This is a genomic window from Micromonospora chokoriensis (genome assembly GCF_000718555.1).
Classification (GTDB): Bacteria; Actinomycetota; Actinomycetes; order Mycobacteriales; family Micromonosporaceae; genus Micromonospora; species Micromonospora chokoriensis_B.
On sequence record NZ_JOAN01000010.1, the window covers coordinates 264,325 to 281,040 of the forward strand.

The window sequence follows — 16,716 nt, forward strand, 5'->3', positions numbered from 1 at the left end:
GGGCGGTCAGGCTTGATCCCTGCGTGGGTCGGGCTGCCCCGGAACCCCTGACCGGGTCGTCCTGATCGCGGCCGACAGGCTGTGTCGGGACCCTGACCGGGTCGCTCCGGTGGCGGCCGCCGGGGTCGTGGATCAGGGTTGTCGGGCTGTGGTGGCACCCTGGCCGGTTGCTGTGGTGGCGACCGTTGGGGTGCTGGATCGGGGGTTGTCGCGTCCCTCCGGACCCTGACCGGGTTTGGTTACTTCAGGGGGTCATGGCCCCAGTTCATCAGGGACCAGCGCCACTTGGTGTCGCGGACGTTGCCGGAGGGGCGCTGCGCCATGTGTCGGCGTACGTAGCCGACCACCTTGCGCATGTGTTTGTAGTCGCCCTCGGACAGGTCACCGCGTTTGCGGCGGAGCAGGTTGATGATCTTCCGGCCGGATTCGTGCCCGACGGACTCGCCACCACCAGCGCGACCGCCCTTGTGCCAGCCGACCTGCTTCGACTCGTCGGTCTCCAGCCACGTGGACAGCTCGCCGGGCTTCATGTTCACCGCCTCGGTGAACTCCCGGTAGGTGTCCCGGCCATCGTCACTTCTGCTCATGACGCAGCGCCTCGGGGCGGTGGGCCACGTCGCGGCCCGTGCCGTCACTGCGGACCCGGTACTGCGGGTCATCGGGGGCCGCGTTCACGGCCCGTCCGCGCAGCCGCGTCCGTTCGGTGATCGTCCCCTGCACCACGCCGTACGCGCGGCTGCCATGCGCCGACCAGGAGACATGGTCGCCCTTGTGGAATCGCTGTTCGGCCATGGTCCTCGGCTACCCGACACCGCCGGGGCGAAACGACTACGAGGTGATCTCGGCGACCAGCAGTTTGATCTCGAACGGCTCGGTCAGCTCGATCACGTCGGCGCTGTCGGCGACCAGCTCGTACAGCCGCTCACCGCTCGGCCCCACCCGGTCACCGGCCCGGTACGCGTACACGTGCACCGGGTCCTGCTCGATCCGCCAGTAGAACGGAATGCCGGCGGCGGCGTACTCACCGGGTTTCACGAACCTGTCGACCCGTCGCGTGCCCGGCGAAACGATCTCCACGGCGAGCACGACGTCCTCCGGTCGCAGCGAGGACCGGTCGGACGGCACGTCGGCACGACACAACAGGACATCCGGGCGTCGGCTGGTGTGGTGACTGAGCCCGACCGCGACGGACTGGGTGGCCCGGACGTCCGCCGGTGCGTGGCATCGCAGCCACATCCAGAGCAGGCCGGAAATGTCCTGGTGACCCAGGGTCGGGAGGGGCATCACCTGGAGGACCCCGTCGACGAGTTCGACGCGTGGGGAGTCGTCCGGCAGGTTCTGCGGGTCGGCGACCTGATAGTCGGTGCGCTGTTGTCGGAACGGGTACGGACGCCAACGGTCCGGCGGTGTGGGGTTCGGCCATGCGCTCACCAGCGGACCGTAACGCCGGCGAACGGCAAGTCCGTCGCACTCCGCGTGCGGCGCTCACCCCCCGGGCTTCTCGGTGACGAAGATGGCGGTGCCGGGGAAGAGTCGTCCGCGCAGCGGGCTCCACTGCCCCCAGATCCCCTCGTGCCCCTCCGGCCACTCCGGCTCCACCAGGTCCAGCAGCCGGAACCCGGCGCCGACCAACTCGCGGATCCGGTCGCCGAGGGTGCGGTGCTGCTCGACGTAGGTGGCCACGCCGGATTCGTCCTGCTCGACGTAGGGGGAGCGGTCGAAGTACGAGTGCACGGCCAGGAGGCCACCATCGCCGGGGTCGTCGAGGAAGATCCAGCGCATCGGGTGGGTCACCGAGAACACCCACCGACCGCCCGGACGCAGCACCCGGTGCACCTCCGCGTGCAGTGCCGCCGAGTCGTCCACGAACGGGATCGCGCCGAATGCGGTGCAGGCGACGTCGAACGACCGGTCGGCGAACGGCAGGGCGAGCGCGTCGGCCTGCACCAGCGGTACGCGTACCCCGGTGCGGTCGGCGGCCTCGGCGGCGTGCCGCAACATGCCGGCGGACAGGTCGAAGGCGACCGGCTCGGCACCCTGTGCGGCGAGCCAGCGGGCGGCGGCCGCGGCGCCAGCGCCCACCTCCAGCACCCGCCGCCCCGACACGTCGCCGAGCAGCCGGGCGTCGGCCTCGCGCAGGCCCTCCGGGCACCACACGAAGTCCACGTCGCCGAGGAACGCGCCGTGTTCGGCCTGGTAGTCGTCGGCGTCGGTGTCCCACCAGCCGCGGTTGGCCCGCCGAACCTCGGCGTCACCCACCCGGCGCCGGGTAACCCGGCTGTCGTCATCCACGCGCTCACGCTAGGCCCCGTCGAGGCCGATCGGCCTGCTGGGCCGACCCGACCCGCCGACCCGTGCTCGACGCACCCGCCGCCCGCCCCCACCGGTGACGCGTGGGGCTGCTGTGACGCAAGAGACAGCAGGGGTGGTTTCCGGGCGATTGTTCGGCTTTCGCAGGTCATCGCACGGAGAGAAGCCGGGAGGGCTTGCACGCTGTGGTAATGCGCACGGTAGGCTAGACGATGCGCTCGCGGATCGCGTTGCCTCGGCAGGGAGCAGGTACGCGGTCGACGGAGCCACATCATGATCTCACTAGGCGATCGTTCGGTGTGCCCGGCGACGGATCCGCTGGCGCGAACAGGTCACTGCGACACACCAGCCTGCTGTGACAACCCACCGACCGGAGCAACCGCCCACATGACGAGCAGCATCGAGGCCCCCTCGAGCGCCACCCGGGTCACCCACGACGATCTCGGTTCCGAGGAGGCATTCCTCGCCGCGATCGACGAGACCATCAAGTACTTCAACGACGGCGACATTGTCGAAGGCACCGTCGTCAAGGTCGATCGGGACGAGGTCCTGCTCGACATCGGCTACAAGACCGAGGGTGTCATCCCCTCTCGGGAGTTGTCGATCAAGCACGACGTGGACCCCGCCGAGGTTGTGACGGTTGGCGACCACATCGAGGCCCTGGTCCTCCAGAAGGAGGACAAGGAGGGTCGTCTGATCCTCTCCAAGAAGCGGGCACAGTACGAGCGGGCCTGGGGCACGATCGAGAAGATCAAGGACGAGGACGGCGTCGTCCGCGGTTCGGTCATCGAGGTGGTCAAGGGCGGCCTCATCCTCGACATCGGGCTGCGCGGCTTCCTGCCCGCGTCCCTGGTCGAGATGCGTCGTGTGCGCGACCTGCAGCCGTACGTCGGGCGGGAGCTCGAGGCCAAGATCATCGAGCTGGACAAGAACCGCAACAACGTGGTCCTGTCCCGCCGGGCCTGGCTGGAGCAGACGCAGTCCGAGGTGCGCACCGAGTTCCTCAACAAGCTGCAGAAGGGCCAGGTCCGCAAGGGCGTCGTGTCCTCGATCGTCAACTTCGGCGCCTTCGTCGACCTTGGCGGCGTCGACGGTCTGGTGCACGTCTCCGAGCTCTCCTGGAAGCACATCGACCACCCGTCTGAGGTCGTCGAGGTTGGCCAGGAGGTCGAGGTCGAGGTCCTGGACGTCGACCTGGACCGCGAGCGGGTCTCGCTGTCGCTGAAGGCGACCCAGGAGGACCCGTGGCGGCAGTTCGCCCGCACCCACGCGATCCAGCAGATCGTGCCGGGTAAGGTCACCAAGCTGGTCCCGTTCGGTGCGTTCGTCCGCGTGGACGACGGCATCGAGGGCCTGGTCCACATCTCCGAGCTGGCCGAGCGCCACGTGGAGATCCCGGAGCAGGTCGTCCAGGTTGGCTCCGAGGTCATGGTCAAGGTCATCGACATCGACCTTGAGCGCCGCCGGATCTCGCTGTCGCTCAAGCAGGCCAACGAGGGCTTCGTCGAGGGCGAGGAGCACTTCGACCCGACCCTCTACGGCATGGCCGCGACGTACGACACCGAGGGCAACTACATCTACCCGGAGGGCTTCGACCCGGAGACGGGCGAGTGGCTCGAGGGGTACGACAAGCAGCGCGAGACCTGGGAGAACCAGTACGCCGAGGCTCGTCTGCGCTGGGAGGCCCACACCAAGCAGGTGCAGACCTCTCGGGCCGCCGACGCCGAGGCTGCCGCCAACCCGACTCCGGTCGTCCCGGCCGCTGGCGGCACCGGTGGCGGTGGCACCACCTCTTCGTCCAGCCCGGCCCCGAGCCGGCAGGCCGAGGAGCCGGCCGGCACGCTGGCCACCGACGAGGCGCTCGCCGCACTGCGGGAGAAGCTCGCCGGCGGTAAGTGACCCGCTGAACGACGACGGGCCCCGTCCCCGCGATCTCCGGATCGCTGGGGGCGGGGCCCTCGCCGTACCCCCTGGGCGAGCTGCGCCGGGCGCTGACCTGCCCAACGGGCGCTGCGTCTGGCGCGGCGCGGGGCGGGGCGGGATGTCGCCTCGCGGGAGCAGTGGGTTTGGCGACGGGCTTGTGGATCCGGTTGACTGTTCTGGTGCTGAGGGTGGGGTTGACCGGCGGGATTGGGTCGGGCAAGAGCGCGGTGGCCGCGCGGTTCGTCCAGCGGGGTGCGGTGCTCATCGACGCCGACCAGGTGGCCCGGGAGGTGGTGGCGCCGGGCACCGACGGGCTGGCCGAGATCGTTGCCGCCTTCTCCGACGCGGTGGTGGACGCCGACGGCGCGTTGGACCGTGCCGCACTGGGGGCGGTGGTGTTCGCCGATGAGGCCGCCCGCCGTCGGCTGGAGGCGATCACCCACCCCCGGGTCCGGGCCCGCACGGCGGAACTGGCAGCCGCGGCAGCACCCGACGCGATCGTCGTCAACGACGTACCGCTGCTGGTCGAGGTGGGTCTCGCGCCGACGTACCACCTGGTGGTCGTGGTGCAGACGGCCGTGCCGACCCGACTGGCGCGGCTGGCGCGCGACCGGGGGATGAGTCGCGCGGAGGCCGAGCGCAGGATCGCCGCCCAGGCCGACGACGCCCGTCGTCGGGCGGCGGCGGACGTGGTGCTGACCAATGACGGGAGTCTGGCGGCGCTGCACGACGCTGTCGACGCGCTCTGGAGGCAGCGGCTGGTGCCCTACGAGGACAACCTGCGCCAGCGGCGGGTGGTCCCGCCGAGCCGGGCCGAGCTGGTGGGGGCCGACGCGAGTTGGCCGGAGCAGTACGCGCGGGTGGCCGCCCGGATCCAGCACGCGCTCGGCTCGGACGCCCTGCGGATCGATCACATCGGCTCGACGGCGGTGCCTGGCCTCGCCGCTCAGAACGTCCTCGATGTGCAGGTGGCGGTCTCCAGCCTCGCCGAGGCTGACGGGCCGCTCGCCGATCGGTTGGCGGGTGCCGGGTTCCCCCGGGTGCCGGGGCAGTGGTGGGACGACCCCCGTCCGGCCGGCCGGGGTCGGTGGGAGAAGCGGCTGCACGGCAGCGCGGACCCGGCCCGCCCGGTTCGGCTACATGTGCGGGTGGCGGATTCGCCGGGTTGGCGGTACGCGCTGCTGATGCGCGACCACCTGCGTGCCGACCCGGACCAGCGGGCCACGTACCTGATGCTCAAGCGGGACCTGGTCGACGCGGCGCCGGAGGCCGGCGATTCCGGTACGGCCCGCAACCCGTGGTTCGACGAGGAGTACCTGCGGGCCGAGCAGTGGGCCGCGCAGACCGCCTGGCACCCCTGAGGGTACGGCTCAGCGCGCACCGGGCCGAGGCGCTGAGGACCGAGGCGCTGAAGACCGAGGGTTGGCGGCCAGCCGGGGCACGACGGCGGGGTGGAGATCCAGGTGTGCCCACGCGCCGGCGTCGGTCCGCAACTCCAGTCGGCGCAGCGACCCGTCGCGGTCGATCCAGTAGCGCAGCCGCGCGTCGGCCGGCCCCGACTCGATGACGTCCACGGTCCGTCCGGCGGCGACGTCCTCGCGTAGCCGCACGGCCGCGCCGCGGTGCCCGACCGACCCGGCGGCTACCGCGGTGTCGACAAGCAGGCTCAGGTCGTCCCCGCCGGGTCGGGTGACCCGCCACGTCACGGCCGGTGGCGGCAGCGGCGGCCGGGCCGGCGCCTCCGCGGTGCCGCCGCCAGCGGCGGCCGTCGGCAGGTCCGCCCGGGCCAGACCGGCGGTGTCGCGCCGCAGCAGGGTCCGGCGATCCGGTACGCCAAGATCGGCAACCGCGAGGTACGCGGTGCGCGCGGTCCAGCTCAGCCAGCCGGTGCCCCGCAGATTCGTGTCTGTGCCCAGTGGGGCGGTCAGCGTCACCGTGGCACCGCCCTGGGCGCGTAGCCGGGTCGGCAGCCGGTCCAGCCGACGCTGCTCGGCGTCGGTAAGCGCGCGGGGCAGACCGGGTCGACCGCCGAGTGCGTCCACCGGCCGCAGTGTCGGCCGATCCGCCCGGTTGAAGATCATCGTGACCGGGCCGGCGTCGGGCAGCAGGGTCACCAGCTTGTGCAGCCGGGCATCCTGGTCGAGCCAGTACCGGGTCGGGCCGTCCGGCGCGGCCGTGGCGGCGCTCGGCGTGCCGGAAGCCGTGTTGGCGGCGGGTTGCGTGCTGGTGGGCAGTGGTGCCTGGATGACGTCCAACGGGCCGGCCGGCACGGTCTCCCGGGCGACCCAACGCGTACCGCTGCTCGGTGCCGTCTGGATCGGGTCCGAACGGTCGGCGGCGAGATCGATAAGCAGGTCGAGCACCGGTGCCAGGTGTGCCCCGGGTGCCAGGCGGTGCAGGCGCCACCGGTCCGCCGGTGGCACCAGTGGTGGTGCGGCGGGGGTGGGCACCGCCGCCGGGTCGGGCCGGATCACCAGCACCGGACCACCCTTCTGCAACAGCCCACGCTCGGCACCCGCGCCCGGCCCACCCACGTCGAGGTAGAGCAGCGACCGGGACCAGTCCACCCAGCCCACCAACTCGATCCGGTCAGCGCCGGTGCCGGCCGTGACGCGTACGCCGGCGCGTACGTCGCGCAGGTTGGTGACCCGTACGGCGGCCAGCCGCTCACCCTCCGTAACGGTCAGCGACCGGGCCGGCTCGGGCGGCGGGTCGGGCGCCCAGCTCAACAGCCCGAGCACCAACGCCGTCGCGGACGTCACCGCCGTCAGGGCGAGCAACAGCAGCACCGTACGCCGACGACGCCCGACCGGGGCCGGGCTGGCGGCTTCGGGGGTGTCGGCGGCGGTGTCGGGCGCCGGGGTCAGAGAGGTGTCCACGGAGATGAAACGGGCGGGGAGGCGCCGGGGTGACGAGCAGGGGCGCTCGCGGCGGCCGGTCTGCGCCTCGAGCGCGACCACACGGGTGCGCACGCCGGACGAGCCGGGTGCTGCGACCGCAGTGCCGAGGGCGGCCGGCCGTGATGACGGCCTGGCTACCGGCTCGGTCGGCCGCCGCGAGCGGCCTACATGAAGAGGGTAGTCCCGGTGACATGGGCCACACAATGGGAATATTGAAGCCGATCACGTACCTGGCGTGACGGCCGAACCTGTCGGACCTCCGGCGTACGGTTGATGGCATGGCGCTCGACATTCCCCGGCTGGACAGCCGCTTCCAGGTCGTCAGTGATTTCCAGCCGGCCGGCGACCAGCCGGCGGCCATCGACGATCTTGAGCGTCGGGTTCGGCGCGGCGACCGCAACACCGTGCTGCTCGGCGCGACCGGCACCGGCAAGAGCGCCACCACCGCGTGGCTGATCGAGCGGCTGCAGCGCCCGACCCTGGTGCTCGCCCCGAACAAGACGCTCTGTGCGCAGTTGGCCAAGGAGTTCAGCGAGCTGCTGCCGCACAACGCTGTCGAATACTTCGTGTCGTACTACGACTACTACCAGCCCGAGGCATACATCCCGCAGACCGACACCTACATCGAGAAGGACTCCTCGATCAACGAGGAGGTCGAGCGGCTGCGGCACTCGGCGACGATGTCGCTGCTCACCCGCCGCGACGTGATCGTGGTGGCGACCGTCTCGGCGATCTACGGCCTGGGCACCCCGGAGGAATACCTCAACCGGGCGGTGAAGGTGCAGATCGGTCAGGAGCTCGACCGCGACCAGTTGCTGCGCCGGCTGGTCGACATCCAGTACACCCGCAACGACATGGCCTTCCAGCGGGGCACCTTCCGGGTCCGCGGGGACACCCTGGAGATCATCCCGGCGTACGAGGAGCTGGCGATCCGGATCGAGCTGTTCGGTGACGAGGTGGAAAAGCTCTACTACCTCAACCCGTTGACCGGTGACGTGGTGCGCGAGGTCGACCAGTTGGTGATCTTCCCGGCCACGCACTACGCGGCCGGTCCGGAGCGGATGGAGCGGGCCATCCGGGACATCGAGGTGGAGCTGGCCGAGCGGCTCGCCGAGTTGGAGCGGCAGGGCAAGCTGCTGGAGGCGCAGCGGCTGCGGATGCGCACCACCTACGACATCGAGATGATGCGGCAGGTGGGCTTCTGCTCCGGCATCGAGAACTACTCGATGCACATGGACGGGCGGCTGCCCGGCAGCCCGCCGCACGCCCTGCTCGACTACTTCCCCGACGACTTCCTCACGGTGGTCGACGAGTCGCACGTGACCATTCCGCAGATCGGCGGCATGTACGAGGGCGACGCGTCGCGCAAGCGGATGCTCATCGACCACGGCTTCCGGCTGCCCAGCGCGGCCGACAACCGGCCGCTGCGCTTCGATGAGTTCCTGGAGCGGGTCGGCCAGATGGTCTACCTCTCGGCGACCCCCGGCACGTGGGAGATGGAGCAGGCTCAGGGCGAGTTCGTCGAGCAGGTCATCCGACCCACCGGTCTGGTCGACCCGCAGGTGGTGATCAAGCCGACCAAGGGCCAGATCGACGACCTGATGCACGAGATCAAGCTGCGGACCGACCGGGACGAGCGGGTGCTGGTCACCACGTTGACCAAGAAGATGGCCGAGGACCTCTCCGACTACCTCCTGGAGAATGGCATCCGGGTGCGCTACCTGCACTCGGAGGTCGACACCCTGCGGCGGGTGGAGTTGCTGCGTGAGCTGCGCAAGGGCGACTACGACGTGCTCGTCGGCATCAACCTGCTCCGCGAAGGTCTGGACCTGCCCGAGGTGTCGTTGGTGGCGATCCTCGACGCCGACAAGGAGGGCTTCCTGCGCAGCGGCCGGTCGTTGATCCAGACCATCGGGCGGGCTGCCCGTAACGTCTCCGGCCAGGTGCACATGTACGCCGACAAGATCACCCCGTCGATGGCGGCGGCGATCGACGAGACCGATCGGCGTCGGGCCAAGCAGATCGCGCACAACGAGGCGCACGGCATCAGCCCGGAGCCCCTGCGTAAGAAGATCCACGACATCCTGGACGACATCTACCGCGAGGCGGAGGACACCGAGAATTCCCGGGTCGGCGGCGCGGTGCGTCAGCTCTCTCGAGGCAAGGCGCCGGTCAAGGAGACCCGCAGCCGCAGCCGGTCCGCCACCACCACCTCGCGGGAGGGGATGGCCCGCGCCGATCTCGCCCAGCTCATCCAGGAGCTCAACGACCAGATGTTGGCCGCTGCCCGCGAGCTGCAGTTCGAGCTGGCGGCCCGGATCCGCGACGAGGTCTCCGATCTGAAGAAGGAGCTGCGCGGCATGGACGCCGCCGGCGTGAAGTGACGCACACCCGGTCGACCCCGACTAGCGCACCGCGCAGGCGAGGGCGGCCGGGGCAGGCGAAGGGCGGGCGAGGGTGACGGCGGTGGCACCGATCGGCGAGCTGGTCCTCGGGCTGCCCGACATCAGCCTGCGTCCGTTCGTCGACAGGTATGTGGGCTACCGGGAACGGGCGGACGTGCCACTGGTCCGACGCGAGTCGGCAGGCGTCTTCGTGGTGCTGATCCTGGGTTGGGGCGCTCCACTGGACGTGACCGACCCGCGCAGCGTGGAGCGCGGCGTGACCATGGTCGACTCGTTCGTGGCCGGCACCTTCGACGGTTGGTGCACCACCCGCACCGTGGGTGTGGGGGAGGGCGTCGAGCTGCTGCTCGCCCCGTTGACCGCTCGCCGGCTCCTCGGCCTGCCGTTGAGCGAGCTGACCAATCGGGCCGTCGGTGTCGGGCAGCTTCCGGGCCGTTGGCTGCACCGGCTGCGCGGCCAGCTCGCCGAGGCTCCCGGCTGGCCGCAGCGCTTCGCCCTGCTCGACCGGGTGCTCGCCGCCCGTCTGTCGGCGTCCCCGCCGGTGGACTCGCGGCTCGACTGGGCGTGGCGGTGGCTCGTCGCCAGCGGTGGGCGGGGCAGCGTCGGTGTGCTGGCCGACGAGCTGGGTTGGAGCCGGCGGCACCTCGCGTCGCGGTTCCGGCAGGAGGTCGGATTGCCACCCAAGATGGCCGCCCGGCTGCTGCGTTTCCAGCGGGCGTACGCGACGCTGACCGACAATGGCGCGACCCTCGCGCAGGGCGGTCCGGATGGCCGGCCGGCGGCCGGCGCTGGTCCGTCCGAGGCCGTCGACTGGGCAGCGGTTGCGGCTGGTTGCGGCTACTACGACCAGTCCCACCTGATCCGCGACTTCCGCCAGTTCTCGGGAGCAACTCCGGCCGCGCTGCTCGCCTCCCGGTCGCCGACTGACGCCGCCTGGTCGGCGGTGGCCGACTGACGCCGCCTGGTCGAGGGGCGACCCGCCGAGGTCACATTCGTCCAATCCGAGAGCGGGCCGCCGGTAGCAGAATCCGTTCATGCGAACCGTCTATCCGATCCTCCGTTACCCCAATCCCCGTTCGGCGATCGACTGGCTCTGCTCGGCCTTCGGCTTCCAGGTGCATGCCGTGCACGATGCGCCGGACGGCACGGTCGCGCACGCCGAACTCGTGCTCGACACCGGCATGATCATGATCGGCGGTCGTGCCGACGTGACGCCGCGGCCGGCCGCCGAGGACTGGTCGGTCTACGTGGCGGTGCCGGACGTCGACGCCCACTGCGCCCAGGCCCGCGCGGCCGGCGCCGAGATCACCCGTGAGCCGTTCGACACCGACTACGGCTCCCGTGACTACGCCGCCCGCGACCTGGCCGGCATCGTCTGGGCCTTCGGCACCTACCGCCCCTGAACCCGCCTTGCCGGTCCGGAAGCCCGGCCCTCGCCGATCTTGCACATACTGTCGCCCTACGTCAGGGGCCGCCCCTTTCGCGGGGGCAGAAACTGCAAGATCGGCGCGCCTCGCCGACCGTCGGACGCCGAATCGTCTACGACATCAGCTCCAGAGCGACGCCAGCGGGACAACATGGCCCAGGACAACCGCCCTCGACGTGTGGAAACGGCAGGCACGAGCCGGTCCGACCGGCCGGCAGCACCGAATGCCCTGATTGCGGTGCGCGAGCGAGCTATTGCACTGGGTGACCGTCCTGCGTAGTCTCCCTCGGTGGGGAGGCCGGGATGCCGCTGCCAACAAGTCCTGTCATTCGACGTGCACGTCTCGGCGCAGAGCTGCGCCAGCTCCGTCGGCGTGAGTCGCTGACCCTGGAGCAGGTCTGCGACCGGTTGGGCTGGGCCTCGACGTCGAAGCTGTCCCGCATCGAGCTGGGCCAGAGTCGTCCGGATCTCGCCGACGTGCTCGACCTGCTGGACATCTACAAGGTGCCGACGCCCACCCGGGACGCGTTGATCGTCATCGCCCGGGACGCGGCGACCAGCCGAGGCTGGTGGAAGACGCTTGGCGAGATGAGTGAACGGCAGCGCACCTACGCCGAGTTGGAGGCGGGCGCCGCCGACATCGTCGAGTACCAACCTTCGGTCGTGCCGGGGCTGCTCCAGACACCCGCGTACGCCCGGGTGCTGGTCACGGCCGGCGCCCAGCTCACACCGGAGGTCGATGTCGAGGCCGAGGTGCGCGCCCGGGCGCTGCGGCAGGAGGTGCTGCGGCGGGCCTATCCGCCGCGCTACACGGCGCTGCTCGCCGAGGCCGTCTGCGACCCGGGTGACCTGCCGGTGGCCCTCTGGCGGGAACAGCTGCGGCATCTGGTCGCCGTGACGGGGCTGTCGCACGTCACGGTGCGACTGCTGCCCCGCGGGGCGGCCGGCGGCGGGGTGCATCCGCTCACGCCGTACTCCTGCTATGCCTTTCCCGACCCGGCGGACCCACGCACGGTGATGCTCGAGGCGTTGACCACCGACGTGCGGTTGGCCACCGTGCTCGACGTCGACCGCTACGAGCGGATGACCGAGGCGCTGCTGGCCGCCGCGCTGTCAGCGGAGGAGACGGTCACCGTGCTGGCCCGCCGCGTCGGCGGGTGAGGGCCACGCCTGCGGCGACGACGCCGATGGTGACGCGCCGCGCGGCCACCGGGCCCGGCGCCCCCGAGCCCGTCGGGACCGGCGGCCGGCGCGTGCGCACGGCACGATAACCGCCGGGTACGACAGGCAGCTCGGCTCAGGCCGGTACGTCGAGGAAGTGTTCGACCACGGGCGGTCCGGCGAAGTGTGGCCCGATCAGCGCCCGCCACTTATCGAACCGTTCGGTGGCCCGGAAGTTGTCCTCGTGCGCCTCGACCGAGTCCCATTCGACGAGCAGCACGAAGCGGGTCGGCGACTCGATTCCTCGGGTCATCCGCACGGACCGGCAGCCGGTCGCCCCGGCGAGCACCGGGTGACCCTCGGCGTACGCGGCGGCGAACGCGTCCTCGTGTCCGGGTAGTACGTCGATCAGCGCGACCTCAAGCACCATGTCGGACAGCCTCCCACGGCGCTCGGGGCCAGCGGTGGCGCGGGGTCTGTTCCGGCGTCGGCGACGCCCCTAGGGTGGCCTCGTGATCATTGATTGGCTCACCGGCACCGCGTTTCGAGTGGCCGGTACGGGCACCACGTGGGCGGAGCTGCTGGGGTTCGCGACAGGCGTGCTCAACGTCTGGCTGGTGGCCCGGCAGAAGATCGCCAACTGGCCGATCGGCATCGCCAACGTGCTGCTGCTCATGCTGCTGTTCTGGACGGCCGGGCTGTACGCCGACGCGGGGCTCCAGGTCGTCTACGTCGCGTTGGGCTGCTACGGCTGGTGGCACTGGCTCTTCGGTGGCGAGCGGCGAAGCCGGCTCACGGTGAGCCGGACGGGCCGACGGGAGTGGCTGGCGCTGGCCGTCGTCGGGGTGCTGCTGACCGGCGCGCTCTGGGTGCTGTTGGACCGGGCCACCGACTCGACCGTGCCGCTGCCGGACGCGCTGACCACGGCGCTGTCCCTGCTGGCCACGTACGGGCAGACCCGCAAGCGGGTGGAGAGTTGGTGGCTCTGGATCGCCGCCGACCTGATCTACATCCCGTTGTACGCGTACAAGGGGCTGCACCTGACCGCTCTGCTCTACCTGGTCTTCCTCGCCCTGTGCGTACTCGGTCTGCGCGCCTGGCGGGCCGATCTGCGTCGGGCCGACCGGCCGCGAGTGGTTCCGCCCGGCCCGGCCCCGGTCACCGCGTGAGCGCCGAGGCGTCCGGCCGTCCGCCGGCACCACGGGTGCCGTCGCGCTCGGCCGCTGCGGAGTTCGGGCACGGGATGGTGGTGGGCAAGTTCTACCCGCCGCACGCCGGGCACCACGCGCTGGTCGTGGCCGCCGCCGCCCGCTGCGCTGAGGTGACCGTGGTGGTGGCGCCGTCGAGCCGGGAGTCCATCCCGCTTTCGCTACGGCTGGACTGGCTGCGGGAGGTGCACGCGGACACGCCGTGGGTCCGATTCGTCGGCCGGTACGACGACCACCCGGTCGACTATGCCGATCCGGCCGCCTGGGACGCGCACTGCGCGGTGTTCCGTGCGGCGGTCGGGCCGGGGCCGGTGGACGCGGTCTTCTCGTCCGAGGCGTACGGCGCTGAGTTGGCGCGGCGCTTCGACGCCGTACCGGTGTCGGTGGATCCGGACCGGCGGACCGTGCCGGTCTCCGGGACGGCCGTGCGTGCGGACCCGGCGGGGCACTGGCGGTGGCTGAGCCCGCCGGTGCGGGCGTGGTTCGTTCGGCGCGTGGTGGTGGTCGGGGCCGAGTCGACCGGCACCACCACGATGGCGGCGGCGCTGGCCGAGCACTACGGCACATCCTGGGTGCCGGAGTACGGCCGGGAGTTGACCGCGCGCAAGCTGGCCCGGTTGCGCGAGCGCACGCCGGAGGCGACCGTCTTCGACGTCACCTGGGACTCCGACGACTTCCGCGCGGTGGTCCGCGAGCAGCAGGCGGCCGAGGACGCGGCGGCCCGGACGAGCGGGCCGCTGCTGATCTGCGACACCGACGCGCGGGCGACGGCGGTGTGGGAGGAGCGCTACCTGGGCAGCGCCTCGGAGCAGGTGCGGGCGGCGGCTCGCCGGCCGGCGCTGTATCTGCTGACGGATCACCGGGATGTGCCGTTCACCGATGACGGGCTGCGCGACGGCGAGCACCTGCGGGCCTGGATGACCGAGCGGTTCCGCGGCGAGCTGGCCGGGTGCGGGGTGCCGGTGGTGGAGCTGACCGGGTCGCACACCGAGCGACTGGCCCGGGCGGTGCGGGCCTGCGACGACCTGCTCGCCGCCGGCTGGTCGCTCACCGACCCGATCGCCGCACCCGATCTGCACTAGCCTCCTAGGAAACCCTAGCGAGGGTGACCCGCCGAGCACGTGTCCGGTACCACCGGCTGCCCGGGGTGTGATCACGGGGCGTGGTGGGCAACAATGGTCACCGAGGAGGGGAGTATTCCCCCGCAACGGAGTCGTCAGCACGGTCGATCGCCGCAACATTGGCGTCCCGACCCGGCCCCGTAGGTCGCCGCCCTTGCCGGGGCGGCGGCGGAAGAGACCTCCGACAGTCACCAGAGTGAGCGACAGCGGCACACCGGCCCTTCCGGGGGCGTACGGTGTGCCCGACGCCGCGTGTCTGCCGGAGGAATGAACGTTGGACGTGTCCGGATTGGTGTGGGCGGGGACGCTTGTCGCACTGACTGCGGTCCTGCTCGTTGACCTGTTGATCATCGGTCGGCGACCGCACGAGCCGAGTGTGCGGGAGTCGAGCCTCTGGGTCGCCTTCTACGTCGGTCTTGCCCTGCTCTTCGGCGCGGGTGTCTGGCTGACCTCCGGGGCCAGCGCGGCTGGCCAGTTCTACACCGGCTGGCTGACGGAATACAGCCTCTCGGTGGACAACCTCTTCGTCTTCGTGATCATCATGGCCCGCTTCGGGGTGCCTCGGCAGTACCAGCAGAAGGTACTGCTCGTCGGCATAGTGCTGGCACTTGTGATGCGCGGCGGGTTCATCGCCGCCGGTGCGGCGCTGATCACGCAGTTCTCCTGGGTCTTCTACATCTTCGGCGCGTTCCTGATCTACACCGCGGTGAACCTGGCCCGGCAGGGTGAGCCGGACGAGGACGAGTTCTCCGAGAACGTGCTGATCCGGTGGAGCCGTAAGGCGCTGCCGATCTCGAAGGAATACGACGGCGCGAAGCTCACCACTCACGCGTCCGGCCGGCGGCTGTTCACCCCGATGCTGATCGTGATGATCGCGATCGGCACCACCGACCTGATCTTCGCACTGGACTCGATCCCGGCGATCTTCGGCATCACCCAGGAGCCGTACCTGGTCTTCACCGCGAACGTCTTCGCGCTGATGGGCCTTCGTCAGCTCTACTTCCTGCTCGGTGGCCTGCTCGACCGGCTGATCTACCTGAGCTACGGCCTGGCGGTCGTGCTCGGCTTCATCGGGGTCAAGCTGGTGCTGGAGGCGTTGGCCGACAACAACCTGCCGTTCATCAACGGTGGCGAGCACGTGGGCTGGGCGCCGCACATCCCGATCTGGTTGTCGTTGCTGGTCATCATCGGCACCCTGGGCATCGCCACCGCCGCCAGCCTGATCAAGTCCTCCCGGGACCGGCGTCGCGAGTTGGCCGACGCCCGACGCTGACCGGTCGCCGGCCGGGTGCGGACACGCGCCCGGCCGGTCAGACCCGGTGCGCGCCGACCAGTGTCGCTGTCCGGTCGTCCGGCAGTTGCTCCTCGATGACGCGCCGCCGCCGGTAGCAGGCGTGCAGCATCCGGCGCTGGCCGCCGTCGCCGGGGGTGGCGGTGACGATGCCGATGTGGTGGATCTTGCGGCCGGGGCGGGCGAAGAAGTAGAGATCACCCGGTCGTTCCGCGCCCAACGGCAGTGGGGTGGTGGCCACGGCCTGGTCATCGGCGTCGCGGGGCAGCAGCACCCCGAACCGCCGCCAGGCCAGATGCACCAGCCCCGAGCAGTCGATGCCGTGCGCGGAGAGGCCGCCCCAGATGTAGACCACGTCCAGCAGGCGCTGTGCCACCGCGAGTGCCTGCTCGGCGGTTGGCGACGCGGCCGGCGCCGGGACCAGGTGGCCGTCGGGCAGCCAGAGCGGGGTGGCCCGGCCGGGGACGTGCACCGGCCGCCAGTCGTCGAGCGCGGGGCCGGCCGGGACGAACCGGGTGCCGACGACGACACCGGGCAGCGCCACCGGCCCGTTCGGGGCGGTGTGCAGCCCGGTGACCGTGGCGTCCACCACCACTGGGTGGTCGGTGGTGGGGTGGGCCGGGTCGACCGTGGCCAGTTGGTCCGTGGGGAGCCAGCCCGGGTAGCCGCGGGGGTCCAGCTTGGCGGCTGGTTGTTCGACGGCGACGACCCGGGCCCAGCCGTCCGGGCGTAGCTCGCTGACGAGGACCCGCTCACCGAGCAGGAGTTGGCTCAGCACGCAGTCGCCGACCTGCTGGTCGGTGTCCATTGCCGAGACCCAGGCCCGGATGTCGGCACCTGCGGTCAACGCCGGGCGGTCGACCGGGCGGACTGCCTCGGGGGAGGTCCACAGCGTTGCCACCGCGACCCTGACGACGGCCTCGCGGCCCGGTTGCAGCTCCACGTCAACCCCCAGATCGTGTCGGCTGTCC

At 71.2% G+C, this 16,716-nt stretch carries 15 protein-coding genes and 1 pseudogene; 9 read left to right on the plus strand and 7 right to left on the minus strand.

Annotated features, from left to right (window positions below):
- Positions 1–242: 242 nt before the first annotated feature.
- The 4 genes and pseudogenes from IF46_RS0115580 to IF46_RS0115595 all read right to left on the minus strand — a co-directional run.
- Positions 243–587, minus strand: a pseudogene (locus IF46_RS0115580) (DUF3140 domain-containing protein); the annotation flags it as partial.
- Positions 574–792: a DUF2945 domain-containing protein gene (locus IF46_RS0115585; RefSeq protein WP_030489063.1), complete on the minus strand. Its 219-nt coding sequence runs from the start codon at positions 790–792 to the stop codon at positions 574–576. The pseudogene IF46_RS0115580 and the gene IF46_RS0115585, both read right to left, overlap by 14 nt.
- Positions 793–828: 36 nt before the next feature.
- Positions 829–1,431 (minus strand): Uma2 family endonuclease, encoded by a 603-nt coding sequence (locus tag IF46_RS0115590; RefSeq protein WP_030489064.1) that lies wholly within the window; start codon positions 1,429–1,431, stop codon positions 829–831.
- Between the two features lie 54 nt (positions 1,432–1,485).
- Positions 1,486–2,292 (minus strand): class I SAM-dependent methyltransferase, encoded by an 807-nt coding sequence (locus IF46_RS0115595; protein WP_030489065.1) that lies wholly within the window; start codon positions 2,290–2,292, stop codon positions 1,486–1,488.
- Positions 2,293–2,697: 405 nt separating this feature from the next.
- Between IF46_RS0115595 and rpsA the strand changes: the two genes are divergently transcribed.
- Both rpsA and coaE read left to right on the plus strand, forming a co-directional pair.
- On the plus strand, positions 2,698–4,209 hold the full coding sequence (rpsA, locus tag IF46_RS0115600; protein WP_030489066.1) for a 30S ribosomal protein S1: 1,512 nt from the start codon (positions 2,698–2,700) through the stop codon (positions 4,207–4,209).
- Positions 4,210–4,412: 203 nt separating this feature from the next.
- Entirely contained in the window at positions 4,413–5,594 is a 1,182-nt protein-coding gene (gene coaE, locus IF46_RS0115605) for a dephospho-CoA kinase (RefSeq protein WP_030489067.1), read from the plus strand.
- Between the two features lie 9 nt (positions 5,595–5,603).
- On the opposite strand, the gene IF46_RS0115610 is transcribed toward coaE, so the two are convergent.
- On the minus strand, positions 5,604–7,112 hold the full coding sequence (locus IF46_RS0115610) for a hypothetical protein (protein ID WP_198041447.1): 1,509 nt from the start codon (positions 7,110–7,112) through the stop codon (positions 5,604–5,606).
- Positions 7,113–7,411: 299 nt separating this feature from the next.
- Between IF46_RS0115610 and uvrB the strand changes: the two genes are divergently transcribed.
- From uvrB to IF46_RS0115630, 4 genes are all read left to right on the plus strand, one after another.
- Entirely contained in the window at positions 7,412–9,517 is a 2,106-nt protein-coding gene (gene uvrB / locus IF46_RS0115615) for an excinuclease ABC subunit UvrB (RefSeq protein WP_030489069.1), read from the plus strand.
- Positions 9,518–9,599: 82 nt separating this feature from the next.
- Entirely contained in the window at positions 9,600–10,493 is an 894-nt protein-coding gene (locus IF46_RS0115620; protein ID WP_232234051.1) for a helix-turn-helix domain-containing protein, read from the plus strand.
- A gap of 79 nt (positions 10,494–10,572) precedes the next feature.
- Complete coding sequence (locus tag IF46_RS0115625) at positions 10,573–10,941, plus strand: VOC family protein (RefSeq protein ID WP_030489071.1); 369 nt, start codon at positions 10,573–10,575, stop codon at positions 10,939–10,941.
- A 326-nt stretch (positions 10,942–11,267) separates the two neighbouring features.
- A complete protein-coding gene (locus IF46_RS0115630) occupies positions 11,268–12,125 on the plus strand; it encodes a helix-turn-helix domain-containing protein (protein ID WP_030489072.1) in 858 nt (285 codons plus the stop codon).
- Positions 12,126–12,261: 136 nt separating this feature from the next.
- Here IF46_RS0115630 and IF46_RS0115635 read toward each other — a convergent pair whose 3' ends face one another.
- A complete protein-coding gene (locus IF46_RS0115635) occupies positions 12,262–12,555 on the minus strand; it encodes an antibiotic biosynthesis monooxygenase family protein (protein ID WP_030489073.1) in 294 nt (97 codons plus the stop codon).
- An 82-nt stretch (positions 12,556–12,637) separates the two neighbouring features.
- On the opposite strand from IF46_RS0115635, the gene pnuC reads away from it, so the two are divergent.
- The 3 genes from pnuC to IF46_RS0115650 all read left to right on the plus strand — a co-directional run bounded on the left by pnuC (position 12,638) and on the right by IF46_RS0115650 (position 15,727).
- Positions 12,638–13,294 carry a nicotinamide riboside transporter PnuC gene (gene pnuC / locus IF46_RS0115640; RefSeq protein WP_030489074.1) on the plus strand — a complete coding sequence of 219 codons (657 nt, stop codon included), beginning with the start codon at positions 12,638–12,640 and terminating at the stop codon, positions 13,292–13,294.
- Positions 13,291–14,415, plus strand: a complete 1,125-nt coding sequence (locus IF46_RS0115645; RefSeq protein ID WP_232234052.1) for an AAA family ATPase — start codon at positions 13,291–13,293, stop codon at positions 14,413–14,415. The genes pnuC and IF46_RS0115645 overlap by 4 nt, the downstream gene beginning before the upstream one ends.
- A gap of 313 nt (positions 14,416–14,728) precedes the next feature.
- Positions 14,729–15,727: a TerC family protein gene (locus IF46_RS0115650; protein ID WP_030489076.1), complete on the plus strand. Its 999-nt coding sequence runs from the start codon at positions 14,729–14,731 to the stop codon at positions 15,725–15,727.
- A gap of 37 nt (positions 15,728–15,764) precedes the next feature.
- Here the strand turns inward: IF46_RS0115650 and IF46_RS0115655 are convergent, their stop codons facing one another.
- Positions 15,765–16,688 (minus strand): NlpC/P60 family protein, encoded by a 924-nt coding sequence (locus IF46_RS0115655; protein ID WP_030489077.1) that lies wholly within the window; start codon positions 16,686–16,688, stop codon positions 15,765–15,767.
- Positions 16,689–16,716 lie beyond the last annotated feature (28 nt).